Origin of the sequence: Streptococcus sp. TATVAM-FAB8 (genome assembly GCF_046592795.1) — a bacterium.
Taxonomy (GTDB): Bacteria; Bacillota; Bacilli; order Lactobacillales; family Streptococcaceae; genus Streptococcus; species Streptococcus ruminicola.
The window spans coordinates 22320-43502 of the sequence record NZ_JAWVPQ010000006.1 but is presented as its reverse complement, the minus strand read 5'-3'; the positions used below and the strand labels follow the sequence as shown (position 1 = coordinate 43502).

Sequence of the window (21183 nt, the reverse complement as noted above, 5' to 3'; positions counted from 1 at the left end):
GAGGTCTTGAGATGGGCTATATTGATGAACTAGGGAAAAATGCAAAAATCGCTTCTCAAAGTCTAGTAAAACTTGGAACAGCAGAGAAAAATCGAATCTTGAATCTAGTTGCTAAGGCTTTGTTAGACGAAACAGATTTTATCCTGCAAGAAAATGTGCGTGATGTTGAAAAAGCGCAAGAAAATGGGATTTCACCGGTTATGGTAGACCGTTTGCGTCTTGATGCAAAACGCATTGAAGGCATTGTGGAAGGAGTTCGTCAAGTAGCTGATCTTCAAGACCCAATTGGTCAAGTTGTTCGTGGCTACACTAATCTTGATGGCCTTAAAATTGTACAAAAACGTGTAGCACTTGGTGTTATTGCTATGATTTTTGAAAGCCGTCCAAATGTCTCTGTCGATGCTTTTAGCCTTGCTTTCAAAACAAGTAATGCCATTATTTTACGTGGTGGTCGTGATGCTATTCATTCAAATACAGCACTTGTAACAGTTATCAGAAAAGCTCTAGCTGAGGAAGGGATCGACCAAAATGTGGTTCAATTAGTCGAAGATACTAGCCACGCTGTTGCTGAAGAATTAATGCAAGCTGTCGACTATGTTGATGTGTTGATTCCACGTGGTGGCGCACGCTTAATTCAAACGGTTAAAGAAAAATCTAAAGTTCCAGTCATTGAAACTGGAGTTGGAAATTGTCACATTTTCGTTGATGAAACAGCTGATTTGGACATGGCGACTAAGATTGTCATCAATGCCAAAACACAACGCCCAAGCGTTTGTAATGCAGCTGAGAGTCTTGTGGTTCATGAAAAAATTGCAGAGCAGTTCTTGCCTCAATTGGAAGAGGCTATTAACAAGGTTCATCCAGTGGAATTCCGTGCAGACCAAAAAGCGCTAGCTATTTTTAAAGATGCAAAGGCAGCAAGTGAGGAAGACTTTGCAACAGAATACAATGATTACATCATGTCTGTTAATGTGGTCTCTTCACTTGATGAAGCCATTGATTGGGTAAATCGTTACACAACGCATCACTCTGAAGCGATTGTGACAAAAGACCTCGAGCACGCCGAACGTTTCCAAGATGAAGTGGATGCAGCAGCAGTTTATGTGAATGCCTCAACACGATTTACAGATGGATTTGTCTTTGGCTTGGGAGCAGAAATTGGAATTTCTACCCAAAAAATGCATGCGCGTGGTCCAATGGGCTTAGAGGCATTAACAAGCACAAAATTTTATATTAATGGTAAAGGACAAATCAGAGAATAATATTTTTCAGATGAGTAAGTACCAAGTGTCTTAAACACGAGATGCTTGGTTTTTCTTTTTATCTCTATCTTTTAAGGAAGAATCTTTCTATTTGTGTTATAATGAAAGGTATGACAAAAGACTTTCATCATATTACAGTACTTCTACATGAAACCGTTGATATGCTTGATATCAAGCCAGATGGAATCTATGTAGATGCAACGCTTGGAGGAGCAGGCCACAGTGAATATCTTCTCTCTAAGCTTGGCCCGAATGGTCACCTTTATGCTTTTGACCAAGACCAGACGGCTATTGATAATGCACAAATTCGATTAAAAGATTATATTGAAAAAGGACAAGTCACTTTTATCAAGGACAACTTCCGCAATCTTGCTTCAAATTTAGCAATGCATGGAGTAACTGAGATTGATGGTATTTTATATGACCTTGGGGTGTCAAGTCCGCAACTAGATGAGCGTGAGCGTGGATTTTCTTATAAAAAGGATGCTCCGCTTGATATGCGTATGAACCGTGAGCAAGACTTAACGGCTTATGATGTGGTGAATACTTACGATTACCATGATTTGGTTCGTATTTTCTACAAATACGGTGAAGATAAGTTTTCAAAACAAATTGCGCGTAAAATTGAACAAGCTAGACAAGAAAAGCCGATTGAAACAACGACTGAGTTGGCAGAAATCATCAAATCAGCTAAGCCGGCTAAAGAGCTTAAGAAAAAAGGGCACCCTGCTAAGCAAATTTTCCAAGCCATTCGTATCGAAGTTAACGATGAATTGGGAGCGGCAGATGAGTCTATCCAACAAGCGATTGACTTATTAGCAGTTGATGGTCGTATTTCCGTAATTACTTTCCACTCGCTTGAAGACCGTTTGACAAAACAATTGTTTAAAGAAGCGTCTACAGTGGAAGTTCCAAAAGGTTTACCTTTTATTCCAGATGATATGCAGCCAAAACTAGCTCTTGTAAATCGTAAACCAATTTTACCGAGTCAAGAAGAGTTAGAAGCCAACAATCGTTCACACTCAGCAAAATTGCGCGTGGCTAGAAAGGTTCGTAAGTAATGACTGATAAACATCGTAACGAAGCCATTGCTAAGGCTCTTAAACGTCGTATTCGAAAATTTTCACGCATTGAAAAAGCTTTTTATGGTTCAATTATTTTAACGGCTATTACCATGGCGATTAGTATTATTTACCTTCAAAGCCGTAATCTTCAAGTACAACAGCAAATCACTGATTTAAATAGTCAGATTACTGAAGTACAGACAAATTACGACAATGCTAAACAAGAGGTTAACGAACTGTCAAGTCGTGACCGTGTTGAGCAAATTGCCAAAAATGCTGGTTTAACAAGCCAACAGGATAATATTAAACAGGTGGAGTAGTCTATGAAAAAATTAATGAATCGTTTTTTAGACTATGTGGTAAAGGACAGACGCACACCCGATAAGAATCGCGAGCGTGTTGGTCAAAATCTGATGATTTTGGCAGTCTTCCTTTTCTTTGTGTTTATTATCAATTTCGCGATTATTGTGGGAACAGATACCAAGTTTGGTCATAATTTATCTAAAGAAGCCTCAGATGTTTACCAACAAACAGTGACGGTTCAAGCCAAACGTGGTACGATTTATGACCGTAATGGTGTTGCACTGGCTGAGGATTCGACAACTTATAGTGTTTATGCTATTATTTCGAAATCTTATGTGTCAACAACTGGTGAAAAACTCTACGTTAAAAAATCTCAATACGATAAAGTTGCTGAGATTTTGAATGCCCAAATCGGTATTGATAAAGACGAAGTCTTAAAACAATTGAATCAAAGTGGGCTTTTCCAAGTGTCATTCGGAAGTTCAGGGTCTGGTTTATCATACAGTAAGAAATCAGAAATTGAAACAGCTATGAAGGACGCTGGAATTAAGGGAATTGGATTTGAATCAACACCTGGACGTATGTATCCAAATGGTGTCTTTGCTTCGCAATTCTTAGGACTTGCCCAATTAAAAGAAAACAAAGATGGTAAAACATCAAGCCTTGTCGGAACATCAGGTTTAGAAGCCTCATTAAACGATGTGCTATCAGGGTCAGACGGAAAAGTAACCTATCAAAAAGATAAAAATGGTAACTTGTTACTTGGTACGGAAACGACTGTTAAACGTGCTGTTGATGGAAAAGATGTCTACACAACACTTTCTGAACCATTGCAATCTTATCTTGAGTCACAAATGGATATTTTCCAAAATGATGCTCAAGGTAAATATGCCAGTGCGACAGTGGTTAATGCTAAGACAGGAGAAATCTTAGCAACGACACAACGTCCAACTTATAATGCACAGACAATGGAAGGTTATAATGAAGATAACCTAAAAACATGGAATACCCTTCTATATCAAAGTTATTATGAACCAGGGTCAACCATGAAAGTAATGACACTTGCCTCAGCTATCGATGATGGTATTTTTACGCCAAATGAAGTGATTTCAACAATCAACGGTATTACAGTTGCTGATACAAAAATCAATGACTGGAACGTCAATGAAGGTAATACTTCTGTTCAATATATGACGTATGCTCAAGGGTTTGCTTGGTCAAGTAACGTTGCTATGACAAGTCTTGAACAAAAAATGGGTAATGACAAATGGCTAAACTACTTGTCTAAGTTTAAGTTTGGTTACCCAACACGTTTTGGTATGGTTAATGAAGGTAGTGGCTTGTTACCATCAGACAATGAAGTAACCATTGCCATGAGTGCTTTCGGTCAAGGTATTGGTGTGACACAAGTTCAAATGCTTCGTGCCTTTTCTGCGATTTCTAATAAAGGGGTTATGCTTGAACCACAATTTATTAGTCAAATTTACGACCCAAATAATAATACAGCCCGTAAAGCGTCAGCTGAAATCTCTGGTAAACCTGTCTCAGAAAATGCTGCTAATCAAACACTTGATTACATGGTAACGGTTGGTACAGATTCACAATTTGGTACCTTGTATGATAGCACGGAAGGGGCACCGGTTATTCAAGTCGGTGATTACTCTGTTGCCGTCAAATCTGGTACAGCCCAAATTGCGGCACCTGCCGATCAAGGTGGAGGCTATTTGACAGGTGACAATGATTACATCAACTCAGTTGTTGCCATGGTGCCATCAGATGATCCTGATTTCATCATGTACGTCACTCTTCAACAACCCACAACAACTTTCAAACGTAATTTCTGGAAAGATGTTGTAAACCCAGTACTTGAACGTGCTATGATGATTAAAGATACTTTGACAAGTACAGCCGTGACTGGTACAGATACAGAAACCAAATACCAATTGAAAGATTATATCGGAAAAGCACCTGGTGATACCGCTCAGGAACTTCGTAATAATCTTGTTCAACCAGTTGTCGTTGGGTCAGGTAGCAAAATTAAGAAAATGTCTAAAAAAGTCGGTAGCAACCTTTCACAAAATGAACAAGTGCTGCTTTGGACAGGAAAATTAAAAACAATGCCAGACATGTATGGCTGGACGAAAGAAAATGTTGAAAAATTTGCGAAGTGGACTGGAATCAAAGTAACCATTAAAGGCTCTGGTTCAAAAGTCACTAAGCAAAGTGTCGATACCGGAAAAGATATTGACAAAGTCAAAAAAATTAAAATTACTTTAGGAGACTAAACTAAAATGTTTTTAAGTTTAATTGCAGGTATTGTCGCCTTTGCCTTGACAGTATTTGCTATGCCGCATTTTATTCGTATTTATCAATTGAAAAAAATTGGTGGGCAACAAATGCACGAGGATGTCAAACAGCATTTGGCTAAAGCTGGAACACCAACAATGGGTGGGACAGTCTTTCTAACAGTTGCCATTCTTGTTAGTCTTGTCTTTAGTTTCTTTATTGAAAGACAAGCTGGTGCTTCAATGGGAGCAACCGTAGGAATTTTAATGGTTCTTTTGATTTATGGAATTGTTGGATTCCTTGATGATTTCTTGAAAATCTTTAAACAAATCAATGAAGGTTTGACACCTTGGCAAAAAATGAGTTTGCAAATTATTGGTGGTTTGATTTTCTATTTTGTTCACGTGCGTCCAAGTGGAACAGATGACTTGAATGTCTTTGGATTTGATTTGCACCTTGGCGTTCTTTATGTTGCCTTTGTTCTTTTCTGGATTGTTGGATTTTCAAATGCGGTTAACTTGACTGATGGGATTGATGGATTGGCTTCAATCTCAGTAGCTATTAGTTTAGCAGCTTACGGTGTTATCGCAGTTGTTCAAAAACAATTTGACGTACTTTTGATTATTGTCACTATGATTGGTGCTTTGTTTGGTTTCTTTGTTTTCAATCACAAACCAGCTAAGGTCTTCATGGGTGATGTGGGAAGCTTGGCACTGGGTGCGATGCTTGCTGCAATTTCAATTGCCCTTCGTCAAGAATGGACATTGCTAATCATTGGATTTGTTTACGTTTTTGAAACAGCTTCAGTAATGCTTCAAGTATCTTACTTTAAATACACTAAGAAAAAATATGGTGAAGGTCATCGTATCTTCCGTATGACACCATTCCACCATCATTTGGAGCTTGGTGGTTTGTCTGGAAAATCAGAAAAATGGTCTGAATGGAAAGTTGATGCTTTCTTGTGGAGCGTTGGAGCTATCGCAAGCATCCTCACATTGATTTTCCTTTATGTCTTATAATAAGGAAAGCGAGTTGAGAAATTCTCAGCTCGTTTTTTTAGTTCTTAAAGCGCATAGTGCTTTGCTTTAATCCCCCTTTTAATGATATAATAGAAAGGAATGAAAAAATTCACCTAGCAGCTCTTAGCTAGGGATGAAACGATAAACAGATATAGAGAAATTTCAAGTAACACTTGATGAGATAAGAAATTGAGGTAAAACATGTCTTTTAACGATTTTAATTTTAAGCCCTACATCCGTGAGGCACTTGCAGAGCTTAAATTCAAAAATCCGACAGAAGTGCAACAAAAATTAATTCCTGTTGTACGTTCAGGTCGTGATTTGGTAGGTGAATCTAAAACAGGTTCAGGGAAAACACACACTTTCTTGCTACCTATCTTTGAAAAATTGGATGAAACAAGCGACAACGTTCAAGTTGTTATCACAGCACCAAGCCGTGAATTGGCAACACAAATCTATCAAGCTACAAAACAAATTGCGGATAAATCTGAAGCAGAAATCCGTGTAGCAAATTATGTTGGTGGGACAGATAAACTTCGTCAAATTGAGAAACTAAAATCATCTCAACCACATATCGTCATCGGAACACCTGGTCGTATTTATGATTTGGTTAAATCTGGCGACCTTGAAATCTACAAGGCACACACTTTTGTCGTTGATGAAGCTGATATGACGCTTGATATGGGATTCCTTGATACGGTTGATAAGATTGCTAGCACATTGCCAAAAGATGTTCAAATTTTGGTCTTCTCAGCAACTATTCCACAAAAATTGCAACCGTTCTTGAAGAAATATTTGACAAATCCTGTCATGGAAAAAATCAAAACAACAACAGTTATCGCAGATACCATCGATAACTGGTTGGTATCCACTAAAGGTCGTGATAAAAATGCTCAAATTTTGGAAATCACAAAAGCTCTTAACCCATACCTTGCTATGATTTTCGTGAACACCAAAGAACGTGCGGATGAATTGCACAGCTACCTTGTATCAAATGGTTTGAAAGTTGCTAAAATCCACGGTGGTATTCCACCACGTGAACGTAAACGTACGATGAACCAAATCAAAAAACTGTCTTACGAATACATCGTGGCAACAGATTTGGCAGCGCGTGGGATTGATATTGAAGGGGTTAGTCACGTTATCAACGATGCGATTCCGCAAGATTTGTCATTCTTTGTTCACCGTGTTGGACGTACAGGACGTAATGGTTTGAATGGTATTGCTATTACTCTTTACCAACCAAGTGACGATTCAGATATTCGTGAACTTGAAAAATTAGGCATTAAATTTGTACCAAAAATGCTTAAAAATGGTGAATTCCAAGATACTTATGATCGTGATCGCCGTGCCAACCGTGAAAAATCATATCAAAAACTTGATACTGAAATGATTGGTTTGGTTAAGAAGAAAAAGAAAAAAATCAAACCTGGTTACAAGAAAAAAATTCAATGGAAAGTTGATGAAAAACGCAAACGCGAACGCCGTGCCGCTAACCGTGCTAAAGGGCGTGCCGAACGTAAAGCAAGAAAACAAACTTTCTAATATCAAAAGTAGTCTGAAACAAAAGTTTCAGGCTATTTTTTAGGCTCAAATAAAAAATTAGACTATCGTGTCAAGAACTTAGCTCGATCTCATGATAGTTTTTCTCTATCAAGGTCATAGAAAATATATATTGGGCAGGCGCCTCTAAGTTTGGTAGACTGTAACAAAGATGATTAGAAAAGAGGAAGAGAGATGAAAAAGACAAACCTTTTAACAGTAGCCTTTTTAGCGGTAGTTGCTTTGGTGCTTTCAGCTTGCTCAACTCAAACGCAATCTGGTGGTAAAAAGGTCATCAAAGTAGCGACTGATTCAGACACAGCACCATTTACTTATAAGGAAAATAAAGCCTTTAAAGGTTATGATATCGATGTGGTAAAAGCTATTTTCAAGGACTCAAAGGAATACAAAGTGGAGTTTGTGACAACAGCTTTTGATTCTATTTTGACGGGTGTGGATGCAGACCGTTATCAAATTGCGGCAAATGATTTTAATTACAATGAAGAGCGTGCGCAAAAATACCTTTTCTCAGATCCAATTTCACACTCCAATTATGCGATTACGAGTGCTGAAGGGACAAGCTATGATAGTTTAGATGATTTATCAGGCAAAAAAACGGAAGTTATTTCAGGGTCAAATTACTCGCAAGTTTTGGAAAAATGGAACAAGGATAATCCAGATAAAGAACCGATTAAAATCAAGTATGCTGCAAGCTCAACTGGTTTAACGACACGTGTTCAACACATTGAAAATGGAACGATTGATTTTATTCTTTACGACGCCATTTCATCAAATTATTTGGTTGAAGACCAAGGCTTTAATTTAACAGTAACTAATGTTAAAGAAAAAGTCGGTGGTGAAAACGATGGACTAGAATATCTCTTGTTCGCTGATACTAGTGATGGTAAAGAACTGCAAGCATTCGTTAATAAACGCCTTAAAACTCTACAAGAAGATGGAACGTTAGCTGAATTAAGTCAAACTTACTTTGGTGGAGATTTCGTCTCATCTGTTAAATCTTAAAAGAAGGAGTATTCATGTCTTTTATAATACTTACAACTGGCTTATCTTGGTATGATAAGTTAGTTGAAAAAATTCCTGAAGGTCAGCTCTTTAGTTGGCGTGCGGTCTTTGATGCCATCCCTGATTTGTTGGGACATTTGCCAACAACTCTTGGCTTGACTTTAGCAGGTGCTTTCTTTGGTTTGATTTTAGCTTTAGTCTTTGCTATTGTGAAAATCAATCGTCCTAAAGTTTTGTATCCTATTCAAGCTGTTTTTGTCAGTTTTTTACGTGGAACACCGATTTTGGTTCAGTTGATGCTGACTTACTACGGCATCCCACTCTTTTTAAAATTTCTTAAACTAAAATACGGATTTGACTGGAATATCAATGCTATTCCTGCATCGGTCTTTGCTGTGACAGCTTTTGCTTTTAATGAAGCTGCCTACACCAGTGAGACCATTCGTGCGGCCATTCAAGCTGTAAATGTTGGTGAAATCGAAGCTGCGCGTAGTCTTGGAATGACTTCGTTTCAAGTTTATCGCCGTGTGATTATTCCAAATGCTGCAGTGATTGCCACACCAACTTTGATTAATAGTTTAATTGGCTTGACCAAAGGAACATCACTAGCCTTTAATGCTGGAATTGTTGAAATGTTTGCCCAAGCTCAGATTTTAGGTGGGTCAGATTACCGTTACTTTGAACGATATATTTCTGTCGCTCTGGTTTACTGGGTTATCAGTATTATTATCGAACAAATTGGGCGTTTAATTGAGAAAAAAATGGCTATTGATACTCCAAAAATAAGCCAAGATACGATAACAGGAGATATTCGCTAATGATTAAGATTTCAAATTTAACAAAAGCATTCTCTGGTCAGAAGGTTTTAGATGGTTTAGATGTGGCTATTAAAAAGGGTGAAGTCTTGGCCCTTGTTGGAGCATCTGGAGCAGGAAAGTCAACGTTTTTACGTAGTTTGAATTATTTAGAGCAAGCGGATTATGGTAGCATTGCTATCGATGATTTCAAAGTTGATTTTCAAAATATCACCAAAGAAGAAGTGCTTGAGTTGCGTCGAAAACTGGCTATGGTTTTTCAGCAATTTAACCTTTTTGAACGCCGCACCGCACTTGAAAATGTCAAAGAAGGCTTAAAGATTGTCAAAAAACTATCAGATGCTGAGGCAACTAAGATTGCTAAAGAAGAATTAGCTAAAGTTGGGTTGTCTGATCGTGAGAATCATTACCCAAGGCATTTATCTGGTGGGCAAAAGCAGCGCGTGGCTTTAGCGCGAGCCCTTGCCATGAAACCTGATGTCCTTCTTTTAGATGAACCTACTTCTGCCCTTGACCCAGAGTTGGTCGGAGAAGTGGAAAAATCAATTGCAGATGCTGCAAAAGCAGGACAAACCATGATTTTGGTGAGCCATGATATGAATTTTGTTTATCAAGTAGCTGATAAAGTTCTCTTTTTGGATAAGGGACGTATTCTTGAAGCTGGTCGACCAGAAGAGATTTTTAAACATCCCAAAGAAGCAAGAACCAAAGAATTCTTTGCAAATTATACAAAAACGTATATTTAAAGACACAGATTTGATATAATAAGAGCTGAAAGTTTTTTCAGCTTTTTTAGAGCAAAATAGAATACGAGTGCAAGGTGAAATATGTTTTTAGAAATTTTTAGTCTCTATATTCAGGGATTACTTTTATCAATTATCAGTGTTTTTTTAGTTGGTGTTTTTTGGAATTTTTGGCGAGCTAGACGCAAATATGATAAAACAGCCAAAGAACGCCAAGCTTTTTTGTATGATATTTTGATGATATCTATTATGGTCATTCCAGTTCTTTCTTTTGCTTTTATGGCCATTTTATTGATGTTTAAAGCATAATAATTGTGTTTTAGAGATGAGCTTGATAGAATAGAAAAATAATCGATAAAACGAGGTAAAAAATACATGTACGATACATTAATTATTGGTTCAGGTCCTGCAGGGATGACTGCTGGGCTTTATGCCGCACGTGCTAACCTTAAAGTTGGTATTATTGAACAAGGTGCTCCTGGTGGGCAAATGAATAATACATCAGAAATTGAAAACTACCCAGGTTACGATCACATTTCTGGACCAGAATTGTCAATGAAAATGCATGCACCGCTTGAAAAATTTGGCGTGGAAAATATTTATGGTATCGTCAAAAGCATTGAAGATGCTGGCGATGTTAAGCGCGTCATCACTGAAGATGCTACTTATGAGGCTAAGACAATTATTTTGGCGACTGGTGCTAAAAACCGTGCTCTTGGCGTAGCTGGTGAAGAAGAGTACACAAGCCGTGGGGTGTCATACTGTGCAGTTTGTGATGGAGCATTCTTCCGTAACCAAGATTTATTAGTTGTCGGTGGTGGTGACTCAGCTGTTGAAGAAGCTGGTTATTTAACACAATTTGCAAAATCGGTAACCATTATTCACCGTCGTGATGAACTACGCGCGCAAAAGATTTTGCAAGACCGTGCCTTTGCTAACGAGAAAATCAATTTCATCTGGGATTCCGTTGTTAAAGAAATCAAAGGAAATGATATCAAGGTTTCAGGTGTTGTTGTAGAAAATGTTAAAACTGGTGAAATCAGTGAACATGAGTTTGGTGGTATTTTCATCTACGTTGGTGTTGACCCAGTTTCAAAAATGGTTGAAGGACTTGGTATTACAGATGAAGCTGGTTGGGTTATCGCAGATGACCACATGAAGACAGCTATTCCAGGTATCTTTGCTATCGGTGATGTGCGTAAGAAAGAACTCCGTCAAATCACAACAGCAGTTGGTGATGGTGCTATTGCTGGACAAGGTGTTTATCAATATATCGAAAATATGAAATAATAAAAAGCTGAGATTTTATCTCGGCTTTTTTAGTAGCTGAAAAGGAAGAAAGGAAGTGAAAAACTTTTCTGAAAGTCAGATTTTTTTCAAATCTTTGCGCAAAACCTCACAAAGTTTTAGCCAGTCTCTCGTAATTGTGCTATAATATGGGGGATAATTAATCTTTTGACAGATGCTAGCAAAGGTTGGTAAAACCAGATGCAATAAGACTAGCATTGGGTCGATATTTTTAAAAAGGGGATACCACATGTATCAAGATGATAGTTTAACTCTCCACACAGATTTGTATCAAATTAATATGATGCAAGTTTATTTCGATAAAGGCATTCACAACCGTAAAGCGGTTTTTGAAGTCTTTTTCCGTAAAGAACCATTTTCAAATGGCTATGCTGTTTTTGCTGGTTTGCAACGTATGGTTGAATATCTTAAAAACCTTCGTTTTACAGAAACAGATATTGCTTACTTAGAAGATTTAGGTTATCCAGCTGATTTCATCGCTTATTTGAAAGATTTTAAATTAGAATTAACCATTCGTTCAGCTCAAGAAGGTGACCTTGTTTTCGCTAATGAACCAATCGTCCAAGTGGAAGGACCTTTGGCACAATGTCAATTGGTTGAAACAGCTTTGCTTAACATCGTAAACTTCCAAACGTTGATTGCCACAAAAGCTGCTCGTATCCGTTCAGTTATTAATGATGAACCATTGCTAGAATTTGGTAGTCGTCGTGCTCAAGAAATGGATGCAGCAATTTGGGGAACACGTGCTGCTGTAATCGGTGGTGCTAATGCCACATCAAATGTTCGTGCTGGTAAAATGTTTGATATTCCAGTGTCTGGAACACATGCACATGCTCTTGTTCAAGCTTACGGTGATGACTATGAAGCCTTCATGGCTTACGCAGGCACTCACAAAGATTGCGTCTTTTTGGTTGATACTTATGATACACTTCGTTTGGGTGTTCCAGCAGCTATCCGTGTAGCCAATGAACTTGGCGACAAGATTAACTTCCTTGGAGTTCGTATCGACTCTGGTGATATGGCTTACTTGTCTAAAAAAATCCGCGAACAATTGGATGCTGCAGGTTACCCAGATGCTAAAATTTACGCTTCAAATGATTTGGATGAAAATACCATTCTTAACCTTAAAATGCAAAAAGCCAAAATTGACGTTTGGGGTGTTGGTACAAAACTTATCACAGCTTATGACCAACCAGCTCTTGGTGCTGTTTACAAAATCGTCTCAATCGAAGATGAAAATGGTGTGATGCAAGACACTATCAAATTGTCTAACAACGCTGAAAAAGTGTCTACACCAGGTAAAAAACAAGTTTGGCGTATCACAAGTCGCGAAAGAAATAAAACAGAAGGTGACTACATCACTTTCACTGATACAGATGTTAACCAACTTGATGAAGTTTACATGTTCCACCCAACATACACTTACATCAATAAAACAGTAAAAGATTTTGAAGCTGTTCCTCTTCTTGTTGATATCTTTGATAAAGGTGAATTGGTTTACGATTTGCCAACACTTGCTGAAATCCAAGATTATGCTCGCAAAGAATACGACAAACTTTGGGACGAATACAAACGTCTACTTAACCCACAAGATTATCCAGTTGACTTGTCACAAGAAGTTTGGCAAAACAAAATGGATCTTATCGACCGTATTCGCAAAGAAGCTCAACAAAAAGGAGAAGTTAAGTAATGACATTACAAGAAAAAATCATTGCAGAATTGGGTGTTAAACCAAGTATTGACCCTAAAGAAGAAATCCGTGTGTCTGTTGATTTCTTGAAAGATTACATGAAAAAACATTCTTTCTTGAAATCTTATGTGCTTGGTATTTCTGGTGGTCAAGATTCAAGCTTGGCAGGACGTTTGGCACAAATCGCTATGGAAGAATTGCGTGCTGAAACTGGTGATGACAGCTATAAATTCATCGCAGTTCGTTTGCCATACGGTGTTCAAGCTGACGAAGAAGATGCACAACGTGCACTTAAATTCATAAAACCAGATGTTAGCATTGCTGTAAATATCAAAGAAGCTGTTGATGGACAAGTTCATGAACTTGAAAAAGCTGGTATTGACGTTTCTGACTTTAACAAAGGGAACATCAAAGCTCGTCAACGTATGATTACTCAATACGCTGTAGCAGGTGCAAATAGCGGTGCTGTTATCGGTACTGACCACGCTGCAGAAAACATCACTGGATTCTTTACAAAATTTGGTGATGGTGGTGCTGACGTGATTCCACTTTATCGCCTTAACAAACGTCAAGGTAAACAATTATTGGCTGAACTTGGTGCAGATCCAGCTATCTACGAAAAAATTCCAACAGCTGATTTGGAAGAAAATCGTCCTGGTATCGCTGATGAAGTAGCTCTAGGAGTTACTTACAATGATATTGATGATTACCTTGAAGGTAAAACAGTTTCACCAGAAGCACAAGCCAAAATCGAAAACTGGTGGAATAAAACAGAACACAAACGTCACCTACCAATTACAGTATTTGACGATTTCTGGAAATAATATTTCAAAATTAAAAGCCCTATTTGGGCTTTTTTGTTTGACTTTATTGTTTGAAAATTCTGACATATATTGTTATGAAAGTTTACACATTTTTTTGAAAGTTTCAAAAAGTTCTACAATTTCTCTTGAAAAATGCCTAATAAGCGTTATAATGGTTATTAGTTAAGTTAGGTTAAGTCAGAAAATATTACATGAGAACTTAGCCACATTATAGGAGGAATTATGTCAGAATTATCATCAACATTTACTGATAAGCTATTTGCTGATTTTCAAGCTGATAGCAAATTGCGTGCTGTTGAAAATGCTGTAACTCACAATGGGTTGTTAAAATCTCTTGAAACACGTCAAAGTGAAATGGAAAACGACCACGCTTTTTCAATTGATTTAACAAAAGATAAAGTTGCTAACCAAAAAGCTTCAGGTCGTTGCTGGATGTTTGCAGCTCTTAATACTTTCCGTCATAAAATGATCTCAGACCTTAACTTGGAAAACTTCGAACTTTCTCAAGCTCACACATTCTTCTGGGACAAATACGAAAAATCAAACTGGTTCTTAGAACAAGTTATTGCAACAGCTGACCAAGAACTTGGTAGCCGTAAAGTAAAATTCTTACTTGATGTGCCACAACAAGATGGTGGTCAATGGGATATGGTTGTTGCTCTTTTTGAAAAATACGGTGTTGTGCCAAAAGCTGCTTACCCAGAATCAATTTCATCAAGCAACAGTCGTGAATTGAACCAATACCTTAACAAATTGTTGCGTCAAGATGCACAAATTTTGCGTGAAGCAATTGCAGCAGGCGCTGATGACAAAGCTGTTCAAACTAAAAAAGAAGCTCTTCTTCAAGAAGTCTTCAATTTCTTAGCTATCAACCTTGGTTTGCCACCACGTACATTTGATTTTGCTTACCGTGATAAAGACAATAACTATCATTCAGATAAAAATATCACACCACAAGAATTCTTCAAAAAATATGTTGGTTTAGATCTTTCTGAATACGTATCAGTTATCAATGCCCCAACAGCTGACAAACCTTATGGTAAATCATACACTGTTGAAATGCTTGGTAACGTGGTTGGTAGCCGTGATGTTCGTTACATCAACCTTGATATGGAACGTTTCAAAGAATTGGCTATCGCGCAAATGCAAGCTGGTGAAACTGTTTGGTTTGGTTCTGATGTTGGCCAAATTTCAGACCGCCAAAAAGGTATCATGGCAACAAATGTTTACGATTTTGAAACAGCTATGGATATCAACTTCACACAAGATAAAGCAGGTCGTCTTGATTACAGCGAAAGCTTGATGACACACGCTATGGTCCTTACAGGTGTTGATTTGGACGAAAATGGCAAATCTCTTAAATGGAAAGTTGAAAATTCATGGGGAGATAAAGTTGGTAACAAAGGTTACTTTGTTGCTTCAGATGCTTGGATGGATGAATTCACATACCAAATCGTGGTACGTAAAGAATTCTTGACAGCAGAAGAACGCGCTGCTTATGAAGCTGAACCAATCGTTCTTGCACCTTGGGATCCAATGGGAGCTCTTGCAAGCAAATAATATAAAACTAAAAACGTTAGCTGATATCAGCTAGCGTTTTTTGGCACAATAAAATCACCTCTGACTAAGCAGGGGTGATTTTTTATTATTCGTTACCTTCAGTGCTGCTGTTAGTATCAGTAGATTCGCTGCTTTCTGAGCTAGCTTCTGTTGATGAAGTATCTTCGCTAGATGATTGACTAGATGAAGCTTCTTCAGAAGAGCTTGAGCTTGAACCATAGATGTTGCTGTAGACTGAGCTTGATGATGGTGAATAAGTGTAATTACTTGAGCCGCTTAAGTAAGCATAGCCGCCGCTTGTGTAAACACCTTTAGGAACTTCAAAGTCTTCGCTTCCGCTACCATATTTTTCGTTGAGGTAGCTTTGCATAGCTTTGTAAACATCAGCTGCAACGTTTAGACCGTTACCGTAAATTGGTGTCATACGGTTTTTATAACCTGTCCAAACAGCCATTGAGTACTGTGGTGTGTATCCGACAAACATTTCATCGGGAGCCATTGTTCCGACAGCACTATTGTAAATGCCAGTTGATTCTTCGATTTCAGCAAGTTCATCATCTGAGTAGTTTGATGTACCTGTTTTACCAGCTTGGTAGATACCTGGGAGAGCAGCTCTCGTACCAGTACCGTATGTCAAAACAGTTTTCATCATTGAAGTCATCAAGTAAGCTGTTGTTTCTTTCATGGCACGGCTACCAGATGCGCTAAATGATTTACTTGTACCATCGTTGAATTCGATTTTGTTGACATATTGTGGTTCGTAGTAGATTCCACCGTTAGCAAATGCGGCATAGGCAGCAGCCATTTTTTCACTGCTTGCACCGTATTTTTGGCTAGAATCACTTGTTGAACTTGAGATGGCATTCGAGTAATAAAGTTGTGGGTAGTAAATGCCAAGACCTTCCAAGAATGATTTAGCTTTATTTAAGCCGACAGATTCAAGAGCTCTAACCGCTGGTACGTTACGTGATTGTTGGATAGCGGTTTGAATGGTCATGTTGCCGTAGTATTGACGGTCCCAGTTATAAATTTGAGTTGAAGTGCCTGGCCAGTAGTATTTGCTATCGCTAGTGACAGCAGCAGTACTTGTGTAGACACCATTTTCAATCGCTGGAGCATAGTCTGTGATTGGTTTCATTGTAGAACCCCAGTCACGGTCAGTTAGAACGGCTTGGTTAGTTCCGAGTGAAACGGTTGTATCTTGGTTACGTGAACCAAGTTGAGCAATAACTTTACCAGTGCTTACGTCAACAACAGTTGAAGCAACTTGTAAATCTGTATCTGGATAATAGACGTAAGAGTCAGTGTTATAGATATCCCAGAGGTATTTTTGAGCTTCTGTATCAACGTTTGTGTAAACTTTCAAACCAGCTGAGTAGATATCTTGACCAGTTTTGTCGCTTACTTCTTGAATAACTTCTTTGATGTAGTTATCAAGATAAGGTTCATAACTTGTTGATTCAGTTAGTGTTTGCAGACCATCTGTGACTGGAGTAGCACGAGCTGTATCGTATTCAGATTTTGTAATGTTACCATCTTCATACATTTCAGCAAGAACAGTATCACGACGGTTTTGAGCAGCTTCTGGATTTGTGTAAGGATCATATTGACTTGGTGCTTGAGGAATACCAGCAAGCAAAGCCAACTGTGCAATAGACAAATCTTTCAAATCTTTACCGTAGTAAGATTTAGCTGCTGTTAGCATACCGTAGTTACCGTTACCCATGTACACTTTGTTAATGTAGAAGGTAAGAATTTCTTCTTTGGTATACTTACGTTCCATTTGAAGAGCTAGCCAAGCTTCTTGAGCTTTACGTTTCAAGGTTTGGTCAGATTCACTTGTTGAGAAGTAAGCCAATTTGATTAACTGTTGGTCAAGTGTTGAACCACCTTGTGTGCTAGAGCTTGTGAAGTTATTTAGCGCTGCTCCGAGGATACGGTAAACATCGATACCACGGTGCTTGAAGAAACGTTTATCTTCGATAGAAGTCACTGCATTAACCAAGTTCAATGGAATACTGTTAGCTGATACGCTCTCACGTTTTTCAGAACCCAAGTCAGCAATTAAGGTTCCGTTGGTATCATAAATCAGACTTGAGTTAGTTGATGATAATTTAGCTGCTGTTAGTTTTGGTGTGCTGCTAACATAGAATGCAAAGATTGAGCCACCAATTAGAAAACCAGCAACAACCAAAGACATCAGAGTGATTAAACCGTATTTTAGCACCTTAAGAGCAGTTGCTTTAGATGCAGGATTGCTTGTTCGTCTGTGTTTTGTTGTTTTCTTTTTAATTGTGATCACCGCCTAATATTTTTTGATCGATAATGTCCAAATAAGGAACTTGAGGGAGTGAACTTGTTGTCACCATATACCCATTTTTTCTGATATAATCAAGTGGCATGGATTTGGTGCCGAGGTTGATTTGGTAAAAGTCTACTAGAGCACTAGCAGGTAAGAAATAAGTTTCCTTAAGTGTCGAAAAGTGAAGTAGTACAAAGCAGATGCCGTCTTGCTTTAAGACATGTTCCATGTGCTCAATCTGGTGAGCGTGGAAGTTTTTTAAGGGCATGGAAGTCTTTTGTCGCGTTTCTTTCGCTTCAAAGTCAATGTAGCGTCCTTTGTAGACACCAGAATAATCGGTCGTGGATGCTTGGCGAAAGTAAGCTTCTACAATTTTGGCACGGCTTCTTTTGGGATAATCAACTTTTACAATTTGAATTGGGGTTGGTTTTTTGTGAACGACAGCAATATCACGAGATAAGTAGTAATTATTAGTTTCATTGATTGCTGCTTCAAAACTCATCCCACGATTAGCAAAGTTAATCGTTGATTTTGTGTTCTTCCTAGAAGCTGGGGCTGCTTGTTTTCGAATAAGATGATGAGGGTAATTAACCATAAAACTCCTAACATTCATGCTTAAGTCAATATAAGCACTACTATTATAACATATTTTTAGAAAGGAAACAGGTTATGACTGCAATTCTCGTCACGGGCTATAAGAGTTTTGAACTTGGTATTTTTCAAGAAAAAGACCAACGAATCGAGATTATCAAGAAGGCGATTAGGCATGATTTGAATCGTTATTTTGATGAAGGAGTTGATTGGTTAATCTTTATGGGAAACCTTGGATTTGAATATTGGGCATTACAGGTTGCAAAAGAGCTCCAAGAGGAGTATGATTTTAGTATTGCTACTATTTTTACTTTTGAAAATCATGGTCATAATTGGAACGAAGCCAATCAAGTCAAATTGAGTGAGTTCAAACAGGTGGATTTTGTGAAGTATTCCTATAAAGAGTATGAAAATCCAAGTCAGTTTAGAGCGTACAATCAATTTTTAGTAGATAATACAGACGGTGCTTACCTTTTTTATGATCCAGAAAATGAAACAAATCTGAAATATCTGGTAGAAGTCATGCGAGAAAAAGGTAACTATCCTATCCAGTATTTAACCTTTGATCGCCTTAATGAATTCCTTGAAGATTGGTAATGAATTTTTAATAATGATTTAAAGGTAAATGCTTGATTTTTCACTAAATTTTCTGTAACATATATCTTGATATGACGTTTTCATATTCGAAGGTTAACTAGAATAGTTTTGTTTGGAGAGAGATAGAATGGCAAGTATTATTTTTAGTCCTAAGGACATTTTTGAACAAGAATTCAAAACCAGCATGCGTGGTTACGATAAAAAAGAAGTAGACGAGTTCCTTGATGATGTTATCAAAGATTATGAATCTTATATTTCTCAACTTCAAGAACTACGTGCTGAAAATGAAAAATTAAAACAAGAATTGGCTGCTAAACCAAAAGCAGCACCAGCAACTTCTTATGTTGCTCCACAGGCTGAGCACGCACGTGTTGCTCAAACTGCAACAAACTTCGATATTTTGAAACGTATTAGTCGTTTGGAAAAAGAAGTTTTTGGTAAACAAATCACTGAATAATAACTTTTTAGTCGGTTTCGACAAAGTTATTAAATGAGTTTGTATGTGACTTATCTTCCTTTACGAAGGTAAGAAAGATAAATTGCAATTTTTGGATAATCGCGTGGTATTCTAATACCATGAGGAAAGTCCATGCTAGCACTGGCTGTGATGCCGGTAGTGTTTGTGCTAGGTGAATTAATAAGCCTAGGGACATCTTTTGATGTTACGGCGAGTGAAAAGGCTAAGTCTTTGATATGCCTAAATAGCTCTGAAAAGTGCCACAGTGACGTAGTTCTTGAGGAAACTCGAGAAGTGGAACGCGGTAAACCCCTCAAGCTAGCAACCCAAACTTTGGTAGGGGCACGGGATAGTAGGAATCCGAACGATCTATCCTGACTGGAAACAGTAGACAGATGATTATCGAAGGAGATAAGACCTAGTTATCTCTGGAACAAAACATGGCTTATAGAAAATTGCATATAGGTATCTAGCTAGCTTAGGCTAGCTTTTATTTTTGTATTTTAATACTAAATCGAGGCTTGATTTGGTATTTGAAAATTAATTGATTTTTACTAGCTATAAGCCAGTAAAACGTGTTAAACTTATAGATAAGTATTTTGATGAAATAGGAATGTGTGAATGAAAAAAACATTTAATTTAGTGGCGACTGCAGCTGCAGGGCTTGAAGCTGTTGTTGGGCGCGAAATCCGTGATTTAGGGATTGATTGCCAGGTTGAAAATGGTAAAGTACGTTTTCAAGGGGATGTTAGAACGATTATTACAACAAACCTTTGGCTTCGTGCGGCTGACCGTGTCAAAATTGTTGTTGGAGAATTTCCAGCACGTACCTTTGAAGAATTATTCCAAGGAGTTTATAAATTAGATTGGGAAAACTACTTGCCTTTAGGTGCTAAATTCCCAATTTCAAAAGCAAAATGTGTCAAATCAAAATTGCACAATGAGCCAAGTGTTCAAGCTATCAGTAAAAAAGCAGTTGTAAAAAAACTTCAAAAAGTTTACCACCGTCCAGATGGTGTTCCTTTGCAAGAAAATGGTGCGGAATTCAGAATTGAAGTATCTATTTTGAAAGATAAAGCAACCGTTATGATTGATACCACTGGTGCTAGTCTCTTTAAACGTGGTTACCGTGTGGAAAAAGGAGGCGCTCCGATTAAAGAAAATATGGCAGCTGCTATTATTGAGTTGTCAAACTGGTACCCAGATAAACCGTTTATCGATCCAACGTGCGGTTCTGGAACATTTTGTATTGAAGCTGCTATGATTGGGATGAACATTGCTCCTGGTTTTAATCGAGACTTTGCTTTTGAAGAATGGAATTGGGTTGACGCTGATTTGGTTCAAAAAGTTCGTGATGAGGCTGAAGAAAAAGCTAACTACGATATCGAGCTTGATATTTCAGGATTTGATATTGATGGTCGCATGATTGAAATCGCTAAGAAAAATGCAGAAGAAGCAGGGCTTGGCGATGTCATTAAATTGAAACAAATGCGTCTTCAAGACTTGAAAACCGATAAAATCAACGGTGTTATCATTTCTAACCCACCTTACGGTGAGCGATTGCTTGATGACAAAGCAGTCGACATCTTGTATAATGAGATGGGACAGACCTTTGCACCACTTAAAACATGGAGCAAATTTATTCTGACCAGCGATGAACAGTTTGAACGAAAATACGGGTCACAAGCTGATAAAAAACGTAAATTGTATAATGGTACTCTTAGAGTTGATTTGTACCAATTTTACGGTGAACGTGTTAAACGCTCTGCTATCACGCAAGCAAAAGAAAAGTAAGGA

Annotated in this window: 19 protein-coding genes and 1 other RNA gene; 18 read left to right on the top strand and 2 right to left on the bottom strand. The window is 37.9% G+C overall.

The features are described from left to right. Positions 1-11: 11 nt before the first annotated feature. From SFC32_RS04930 to pepC, 14 genes are all read left to right on the top strand, one after another. Positions 12-1262, top strand: coding sequence for a glutamate-5-semialdehyde dehydrogenase (locus SFC32_RS04930; RefSeq protein WP_411049366.1), 1251 nt, complete (start codon positions 12-14; stop codon positions 1260-1262). 110 nt (positions 1263-1372) lie between these two features. After that, complete coding sequence (gene rsmH / locus SFC32_RS04925) at positions 1373-2323, top strand: 16S rRNA (cytosine(1402)-N(4))-methyltransferase RsmH (RefSeq protein ID WP_039695993.1); 951 nt, start codon at positions 1373-1375, stop codon at positions 2321-2323. Continuing rightward, positions 2323-2646, top strand: coding sequence for a cell division protein FtsL (ftsL, locus tag SFC32_RS04920; RefSeq protein WP_039695913.1), 324 nt, complete (start codon positions 2323-2325; stop codon positions 2644-2646). Before rsmH ends, ftsL begins: the two co-directional genes overlap by 1 nt. A 3-nt stretch (positions 2647-2649) precedes the next feature. After that, positions 2650-4914 carry a penicillin-binding protein PBP2X gene (gene pbp2X, locus SFC32_RS04915; protein ID WP_074603658.1) on the top strand — a complete coding sequence of 755 codons (2265 nt, stop codon included), beginning with the start codon at positions 2650-2652 and terminating at the stop codon, positions 4912-4914. A 6-nt stretch (positions 4915-4920) separates the two neighbouring features. Continuing rightward, the gene (gene mraY, locus SFC32_RS04910; protein ID WP_411049367.1) at positions 4921-5934 is read left to right on the top strand and encodes a phospho-N-acetylmuramoyl-pentapeptide-transferase; all 1014 of its coding nucleotides are present in this window, start codon (positions 4921-4923) and stop codon (positions 5932-5934) included. 201 nt (positions 5935-6135) lie between these two features. Beyond that, on the top strand, positions 6136-7479 hold the full coding sequence (locus SFC32_RS04905; protein ID WP_074565088.1) for a DEAD/DEAH box helicase: 1344 nt from the start codon (positions 6136-6138) through the stop codon (positions 7477-7479). Positions 7480-7671: 192 nt separating this feature from the next. Beyond that, positions 7672-8499, top strand: a complete 828-nt coding sequence (locus SFC32_RS04900; RefSeq protein ID WP_411049368.1) for a transporter substrate-binding domain-containing protein — start codon at positions 7672-7674, stop codon at positions 8497-8499. 14 nt (positions 8500-8513) lie between these two features. Further along, positions 8514-9317: an amino acid ABC transporter permease gene (locus SFC32_RS04895; RefSeq protein WP_039695908.1), complete on the top strand. Its 804-nt coding sequence runs from the start codon at positions 8514-8516 to the stop codon at positions 9315-9317. Continuing rightward, positions 9317-10060 carry an amino acid ABC transporter ATP-binding protein gene (locus SFC32_RS04890; RefSeq protein ID WP_074561298.1) on the top strand — a complete coding sequence of 248 codons (744 nt, stop codon included), beginning with the start codon at positions 9317-9319 and terminating at the stop codon, positions 10058-10060. Before SFC32_RS04895 ends, SFC32_RS04890 begins: the two co-directional genes overlap by 1 nt. A gap of 81 nt (positions 10061-10141) precedes the next feature. Then, entirely contained in the window at positions 10142-10366 is a 225-nt protein-coding gene (locus SFC32_RS04885; RefSeq protein WP_039695906.1) for a DUF4059 family protein, read from the top strand. 66 nt (positions 10367-10432) lie between these two features. Further along, on the top strand, positions 10433-11347 hold the full coding sequence (trxB, locus tag SFC32_RS04880; protein WP_074603646.1) for a thioredoxin-disulfide reductase: 915 nt from the start codon (positions 10433-10435) through the stop codon (positions 11345-11347). A 247-nt stretch (positions 11348-11594) separates the two neighbouring features. Further along, positions 11595-13055, top strand: coding sequence for a nicotinate phosphoribosyltransferase (locus tag SFC32_RS04875; protein ID WP_074561296.1), 1461 nt, complete (start codon positions 11595-11597; stop codon positions 13053-13055). Continuing rightward, complete coding sequence (nadE, locus tag SFC32_RS04870; protein WP_074869967.1) at positions 13055-13879, top strand: ammonia-dependent NAD(+) synthetase; 825 nt, start codon at positions 13055-13057, stop codon at positions 13877-13879. The genes SFC32_RS04875 and nadE overlap by 1 nt, the downstream gene beginning before the upstream one ends. A gap of 222 nt (positions 13880-14101) precedes the next feature. Continuing rightward, positions 14102-15439 carry an aminopeptidase C gene (gene pepC, locus SFC32_RS04865; protein WP_133017851.1) on the top strand — a complete coding sequence of 446 codons (1338 nt, stop codon included), beginning with the start codon at positions 14102-14104 and terminating at the stop codon, positions 15437-15439. Between the two features lie 85 nt (positions 15440-15524). On the opposite strand, the gene pbp1a is transcribed toward pepC, so the two are convergent. Next, positions 15525-17741: a penicillin-binding protein PBP1A gene (pbp1a, locus tag SFC32_RS04860; RefSeq protein ID WP_133017852.1), complete on the bottom strand. Its 2217-nt coding sequence runs from the start codon at positions 17739-17741 to the stop codon at positions 15525-15527. Next, positions 17728-18336 (bottom strand): Holliday junction resolvase RecU, encoded by a 609-nt coding sequence (gene recU / locus SFC32_RS04855; protein ID WP_014334359.1) that lies wholly within the window; start codon positions 18334-18336, stop codon positions 17728-17730. The genes pbp1a and recU overlap by 14 nt, the downstream gene beginning before the upstream one ends. Before the next feature lie 74 nt (positions 18337-18410). Here recU and SFC32_RS04850 point away from each other — a divergent pair, with 74 nt between their 5' ends. From SFC32_RS04850 to SFC32_RS04835, 4 genes are all read left to right on the top strand, one after another. Then, positions 18411-18929 (top strand): DUF1273 domain-containing protein, encoded by a 519-nt coding sequence (locus tag SFC32_RS04850; protein WP_411049369.1) that lies wholly within the window; start codon positions 18411-18413, stop codon positions 18927-18929. Between the two features lie 127 nt (positions 18930-19056). Continuing rightward, positions 19057-19386 (top strand): cell division regulator GpsB, encoded by a 330-nt coding sequence (gene gpsB, locus SFC32_RS04845; protein WP_006531162.1) that lies wholly within the window; start codon positions 19057-19059, stop codon positions 19384-19386. Between the two features lie 87 nt (positions 19387-19473). Continuing rightward, positions 19474-19839, top strand: an RNA gene (rnpB, locus tag SFC32_RS04840) — RNase P RNA component class B. 168 nt (positions 19840-20007) lie between these two features. Further along, a complete protein-coding gene (locus SFC32_RS04835) occupies positions 20008-21180 on the top strand; it encodes a class I SAM-dependent RNA methyltransferase (protein WP_039695898.1) in 1173 nt (390 codons plus the stop codon). The last annotated feature ends 3 nt before the right edge of the window (positions 21181-21183 follow it).